The organism is Cellulomonas septica (assembly GCF_012396155.1).
In the GTDB taxonomy this organism is placed as follows: Bacteria; Actinomycetota; Actinomycetes; order Actinomycetales; family Cellulomonadaceae; genus Cellulomonas; species Cellulomonas septica.
Genome location: NZ_JAAXOY010000152.1, coordinates 1 through 6415 on the forward strand (window position 1 = coordinate 1; position 6415 = coordinate 6415).

A 6415-nucleotide genomic window follows, 5' to 3' on the forward strand; every position below is an offset into this window, starting at 1 on the left:
CCGGACGTCCGCGAGCCCGGCGGGCGTGACCTCGACGACGTGCGACGCGGTCACGCCGCTCGCCGCGGTCTGCTCGAACGTCACGACCTCCCAGGTGCCGACCAGGTCGGCGACGTCGGACGGCCACGCGGACTCGTCGGTCGACTCGGCGGGACCGGCCCACGGCTGCGGCGAGACCAGCGGCCAGCCGTCGTCGGTCCACACGAGCCGGCGGACCTGCACCTCGTGCTGCGTCGGGTCGTCGCCGTCGCGCACGTGGTGCACGAGCAGCTGGACGTCGCCGTCGGTGAGCACGGACGCGTGCCCGGGCGCGAGCCAGGTGCGGCCGCCGGCGAACCGGTGACCGGCGAGGACGGGGGTCCCGACGGTCGCCGGGTCGGCGTCGAGGTCGCGCAGGTCGCGGCCGGCGCGGTCGACGTACGGCCCGGTCACGTCGGCGGAGACGCCCACGCGCACGTGGTAGGTCGAGAAGAGCGAGTCGTACGACACGACGAGCGCCCAGCCGCCGCCGGGGCGGGGGAGGACGAACGCGCCCTCGATCGCGCCCTCGACGGACCGCGGACGGCGTGCCACCAGCCAGCCGGGCCCCCACGCGGGACGGCCCGGGCCGGGGGAGTCGACCGCGCCGCCCGTCGCCGGGTCGAGCTCGAGGACGTGGATGCCTCCGAAGAACGACCCGTAGACGAGCCAGTGCCGGTCGTCGTCGACGACGACGTTCGCGTCGATCGCGTTCGGGCCGTCGGCGTCGTGCCGCGACGTGACGACGAGCCCGCGGTCCTCCCACGGTCCGGACGGGTGCGGCGCGACGGCCAGCCCGATCGCCGACGTCCGGGACCCGAACGTGGACGCCGACCAGTACATGCGCCACTCGTCGCCGACCCGCACGACCTCGGGCGCCCACAGGCCCTCGGCACCGGTCCAGGCCGCACCGTCGGACGGCACGCCGGGCAGCGCCCACCCGTGGAACTCCCAGGTCACGAGGTCGGTGGACCGCCGCACCTGCACGCCGGCCCGGACGGGCCCCTCGCTGAACGCGTCGGTCGAGAACAGCCAGTACGTGCCGTCGTCGTCGCGGACGGCGGTCGGGTCGTGCGCGTGCCGACCGCCCCACGCGCTCGTGTCGGGGTCCGCCGGGACGGCCGGGTCGACGGTGGGCTCCAGGAGCGTCACGGGTCAGCCCTTCGTGCCGGTGAGGGCGACGGACTCGATGATCTGCCGCTGGAAGATGAGGAACACGATCAGGATCGGCAGCAGCGCCACGAACGACGCCGCCATGATCAACGGGTAGTCGCGCCGCGTGGCGAACTCGACGTTGAGGTTGGCGATGACGACCTGCAGCGTCTGCCGCTCGGGGGTGTTCAGGTAGAGGATCGGCGCGAGGTAGTCGTTCCAGATCGTCATGAACCAGAGGATGAACTGGGCGGCGATCGCGGGCCGGATCATCGGCAGGATCATGATGCGGAAGATCTGCGGGTAGGACGCGCCGTCGATCTTCGCGGCCTCGATCATCGAGTTCGGCACGGACTCGAGGTACTGCCGCAGGAAGAAGATCATGATGATGTTGCCGAACAGCAGCGGCACGATCAGCGGCAGCAGGGTGTCCACCCAGTGCAGCCGGGAGAACATGACGAACTGCGGGATCATGATCGTCGGGTAGGGCACCATCAGGCCCGACAGCAGGCCGATGAAGATCGCGTTCTTGTACGGCAGCCGCAGCTTCGCGAGCGCGAACGCGGCGAGCGCGGACGTGAACGAGCCGACGACCGTGACCGTGCCGGCGACGATCAGGCTGTTCATGAAGCCCGAGAGGATCGGCGCCTCGGTCCACATCCGCACGTAGGTGTCCCACTGCGGCGCCTCGGGGATCCAGACGGGCGGCAGCGCGAAGACCTCGGCCTTCGTCTTGAGGGACGTCGAGAGCATCCAGACGAGCGGCGCGAGCATCGCGGCCGAGCCGAGGACGAGGACGACGAACGTGATCGCGTCGGCCGTGCGGCGCGAGCGCGTGCGGCTGGTCGGGGCGCGGCCCTCGGGCTTCGCGGCGGACGGACGCGCGAGCGGGGGCAGGGTGGTCTGAGTCATGGCGTGTCTCCTGCCCTCAGTCGATGGCGAAGCTGTTGCGCCGGTTGAGGCGGAACTGGATGAGGGTGATGACGAGGACGAGGATCCCCAGCACGATCGACATGGCCGTCGCGTAGCCCATCTGCTGGTACTTGAACGCCTTGCGGACGATGTACCAGACGACGGACGCGGAGCTGAACTCGGGACCGCCGGTGGGGGTCATGATGTTGATCTCGGTGAAGATCTGGGACCCTGCGATGACGTTCGTGACGACGAGGAAGAACGTCACGGGACGGACCATCGGCATGATGATCGACCGGAACCGCTGGAAGGCGTTCGCGCCGTCGAGGGCCGCGGCCTCCAGCAGCGACGCGGGCACCGACTGGATCGCGGCCAGGTAGAGCAGCGTCGAGTACCCGAGGCCCTTCCAGATCGCCATGATGATGATCGCGGGCTTCACGGTGGCGGTGTTCTGCAGCCAGTCCGGGCCCTGGATCCCGAACCACGCGAGCACCTGGTTCACGAGGCCGAAGTCGCCGTTGTAGGCGAACTGCCACACGATCGCGAGCGCGGCGAGCGACGAGATCACGGGCACGTAGTAGATGGTCCGGAACGCGGTGCGGCCGGGGATCTTCCGGTTGAGCGCGAGGGCCAGCAGCAGCGACAGCGCGAGGCCGATCGGGATGCCGATCATGTAGAAGAACGTGTTGAACAGCGCCTTGTGGAAGTACTCGTCGGAGATCAGGTCGACGTAGTTCTCCAGCCCGACGAAGCGCATCGGGCCCAGGCCGTTCCAGCTCGTCAGCGACGCGTACACCGCGAAGCCGATGGGGTACAGCGTGAAGAGCAGGTAGCCGAGGACCGGGGCGGCGACGAACAGGGCCGCCCACCGGTGCTCGGTGCGGTGCAGGCGCAGGATGTCGCGCTTGGTGCGCGCCGCGGGTGCGGGGGAGGCGGCGGCGGTGCCGGGCGCCTTCGGCGGGGTCTCGACGGTCGCGGTGCGCGCCATCCCAGGCTCCTTCTCGTTCCGGGGGTCCCCGCCGCCCGGCGGAGCGGCGTCGGGCGGCGGGGACGGGTGGGGCAGGATCAGCCGGCCTGCTCGGCGTTCGCGATGGACTCGTCGAGGAGCGTCTGCATCTTCGGCTGCACCTCGGCCAGGTAGTCGGCGGCCGTCTGCTTGCCGTCGAGCACGGGCTGGATGTTCGTCCAGAGCTCGTCGTACCACTCGGCGCCGTAGGTGAACGCGGCGGGCATGGCACGGCCGTAGTCCTGCGCGATGTCCAGGAACTCCTGGCGGTTCGCGGGCTCGGCGCCCTCCTCGGCGGCCCACTCCTGGGCGACGTCGATGAGGTTGGGGATCTGGATGTTCGCGTCGACCAGCGTCTGCTGCGCCTCGGGGTCGGCGCTCAGGTAGGTCACGAGCTTCGCGGCGTCGTCCGGGTGCTTCGACGTCGCGGAGACGCCGATGCCGAGCGAGCCGATCCACGTGGCCGGGCCGGCGTCGCCGACGGTCGGCCAGGGGATCAGGTCGTAGTCGAAGTCGAGGTCGTTGTAGACCGAGACGTCCCACGGGCCGACCGGGAAGAACGCGATCTCACCGGCCATCCAGCGCTGGTAGGTGTCCAGCGTGGCGGCGTCGGACGCCGACGGCGTGACCTTCTCGACGTTGGTGAGGTCCGCGAACTTCTGCAGCGCCTCGGCGAACTCGGGGGTGTCGACCGTGACCTCGGTGTGGTCCTCGTTGGTCCAGTCGCCGCCGTTGCTCCACACCATCGACTGCAGGTTCCACTGCACGTTGAGGCCGGTGCCCCACTGGTCGAGCGTGCCGTCGCCGTTCTTGTCGACCGTGAGCTGCTTGCTGATGTCGACGAACTGGTCCCACGTGAGCGGGGTGTCCTTGTCGGGCAGCGGGATGCCCGCCGCCTCGAGCATCGTCTTGTTGTAGCCGAACGAGAACGGGCCGATGTCCTTCGGCAGCCCGTAGATCGCACCGTCCGGCGTGCCCTGGACCTCGCCGTCGAAGCGGTAGGAGTTGACGCCGTACTCCCAGATGTTCGAGAGGTCGACGTCGCTGTTCTCCACCTGGTCGGTGATGTCGAGGAGGACGCCGGAGGCGACGTAGGACTGCAGGCTGGCCTGCTCGATGTAGAAGACGTCCGGCACGTTGTTGCCGGCGACGGCGGCCTGCAGCTTCGTCGCGTACTGGTCGGCGTCGGTGACGATGACCTTGACCTTGGTCCCGGTGTCCTCGGTGTACTTCGCGATGGCGGCCTCGTAGGCGGCCTTCTCGTCCGGGCCCCCACGGAACATGAACGTGATGGTCTTGTCGCCGCCGTCACCGCTGGCGTCGCCGCCTCCGCTGCACGCCGTCAGCGCGAGGGTCCCGGCCACGGCGAACGCCGCCGCGGCGAGGAGCTTCCTCCTGGTGGTCATCTGCCTGCCTCCCGTTTCCCGAGGATCGGTGAGGTCGTTGCCGTCGTCGGGACCGCGTCCGCCGGTGGGCGGGGCGCCGGAGCGGCTGCGGTCCGTCGTGGTCGTCGTTGACCTCTGTCTGCTTGGATCGACGTCGTCTCGTACAACGTTGATCTACAACGTTGCACAACATGGCACGACGATCGGCGATCGGTCAAGCCACGAACCGGTAACGGTCTGGCGCGGACCGCGCGGCTCGGTCGCGCGAGCTGTTTGACGGCGCGCGGGGTCGGTGTGCACACTGCCGTCTACAACGATGTAGAACAGTCGACCACAGGAGTTCGCATGTTCCCCGTCCGCCTCACCCTCGACCCGGCCTTCACCGTCGGTCCCGTCCGCCGGCGCACCTTCGGGTCGTTCGTCGAGCACCTGGGCCGCTGCGTCTACACGGGCATCCACGACCCCGCGCACCCCACCGCCGACGCCGACGGCTTCCGCAAGGACGTCCTCGAGCTCACGCGCGAGCTCGGCGTCTCGACCGTGCGCTACCCGGGCGGCAACTTCGTCTCGGGCTACCGGTGGGAGGACGGCGTCGGTCCCGTCGACCAGCGGCCCGCGCGCCTCGACCTGGCCTGGCACTCGCTCGAGCCCAACACCGTCGGCGTCGACGAGTTCATGCGCTGGGCCGCGCTCGCCGAGGTCGAGCCCATGATGGCCGTCAACCTCGGCACGCGCGGCGTGCAGGAGGCGCTCGACCTGCTCGACTACTGCAACGGCACCGCGCCGACGTACTGGGCCGACCAGCGCCGGGCCAACGGCGCGGCGGACCCGTACAAGGTCAAGATGTGGTGCCTCGGCAACGAGATGGACGGGCCCTGGCAGATCGGGTCCAAGACCGCGCACGAGTACGGGCGCCTCGCCGCCGAGACCGGCCGGGCGATGAAGATGGTGGACCCGACGCTCGAGCTCGTCGCGTGCGGCTCGTCGGGCGTCGTCATGCCGACGTTCGGCGAGTGGGAGCGCATCGTGCTCTCCGAGGCGTACGAGCAGGTCGACTACGTCTCCGCCCACGCGTACTACTGGGAGGAGGACGGCGACCTCGGCTCGTTCCTCGCGTCCGCCACGGACATGGACCACTTCGTCGAGTCCGTCACCGCGACCGCCGACGCCGTCCGCGCGCACAAGAAGGTGTCCAAGCGCATCCACATCTCGTTCGACGAGTGGAACGTCTGGTACCAGAAGCGCGCCGAGTCCAAGCCCCCGACCGGCGACGACTGGCCCGTCGCGCCCGTCCTGCTCGAGGACCGCTACAACGTCGCCGACGCGGTCGTCGTCGGGAACCTGCTCATCTCGCTGCTGCGGCACACCGACCGCGTGCACGCCGCGTCGCTCGCGCAGCTCGTCAACGTCATCGCGCCGATCATGACCGAGCCCGGCGGCCGGTCCTGGAAGCAGACGATCTTCCACCCCTTCGCGCAGGCGTCCCGGTACGCCGCGGGCGACGTGCTGCAGGTCGCGATCGAGGCCCCGACGTACGAGACGGCCCGCTACGGCGACGCCGCGCTCGTCGACGCCGTCGCCACGCGCGACCCCGAGACCGGCGCGACCACGCTGTTCGCCGTCAACCGGTCGCTCACCGAGCCCGCGCTGCTCGAGGTCGACGCCCGCTCGCTGCCCGGCCTGCGCGTGCTCGACGCGTCCACGCTGTCCAACCCCGACCACACGTTGGCCGCGACCGCCGACGACGACACGACCGTCGCACCGCGCGCCAACACCACCGCCGAGATCCGCGACGGGCGCCTGGTCGTGCAGGTGCCGCCCGTGTCGTGGAACGTCGTCCGCCTGGGCGCCTGACGTGCCGGCTGTGCCCGACGCCGCGTCGTCGGCGGGCCCGTCGTCCGCGGGCTCGCCGACCGCCACCGCCGCGACCTCGACCGGTCCC

Annotated in this window: 5 protein-coding genes; 1 reads left to right on the forward strand and 4 read right to left on the reverse strand. The window is 70.3% G+C overall.

The features are described from left to right. The 4 genes from HGA02_RS07830 to HGA02_RS07845 all read right to left on the reverse strand — a co-directional run. Positions 1-1170: arabinan endo-1,5-alpha-L-arabinosidase (locus tag HGA02_RS07830; RefSeq protein ID WP_343035360.1), on the reverse strand; the 1170-nt coding region annotated here is incomplete at its 3' end. Positions 1171-1173: 3 nt separating this feature from the next. Continuing rightward, positions 1174-2082 carry a carbohydrate ABC transporter permease gene (locus tag HGA02_RS07835; RefSeq protein ID WP_210728304.1) on the reverse strand — a complete coding sequence of 303 codons (909 nt, stop codon included), beginning with the start codon at positions 2080-2082 and terminating at the stop codon, positions 1174-1176. Positions 2083-2098: 16 nt separating this feature from the next. Next, a complete protein-coding gene (locus HGA02_RS07840; RefSeq protein WP_210728305.1) occupies positions 2099-3070 on the reverse strand; it encodes a carbohydrate ABC transporter permease in 972 nt (323 codons plus the stop codon). 77 nt (positions 3071-3147) lie between these two features. Continuing rightward, positions 3148-4494 (reverse strand): ABC transporter substrate-binding protein, encoded by a 1347-nt coding sequence (locus HGA02_RS07845; protein WP_168678552.1) that lies wholly within the window; start codon positions 4492-4494, stop codon positions 3148-3150. 324 nt (positions 4495-4818) lie between these two features. Here HGA02_RS07845 and arfA point away from each other — a divergent pair, with 324 nt between their 5' ends. Then, entirely contained in the window at positions 4819-6327 is a 1509-nt protein-coding gene (gene arfA, locus HGA02_RS07850; protein ID WP_168678553.1) for an arabinosylfuranosidase ArfA, read from the forward strand. The last annotated feature ends 88 nt before the right edge of the window (positions 6328-6415 follow it).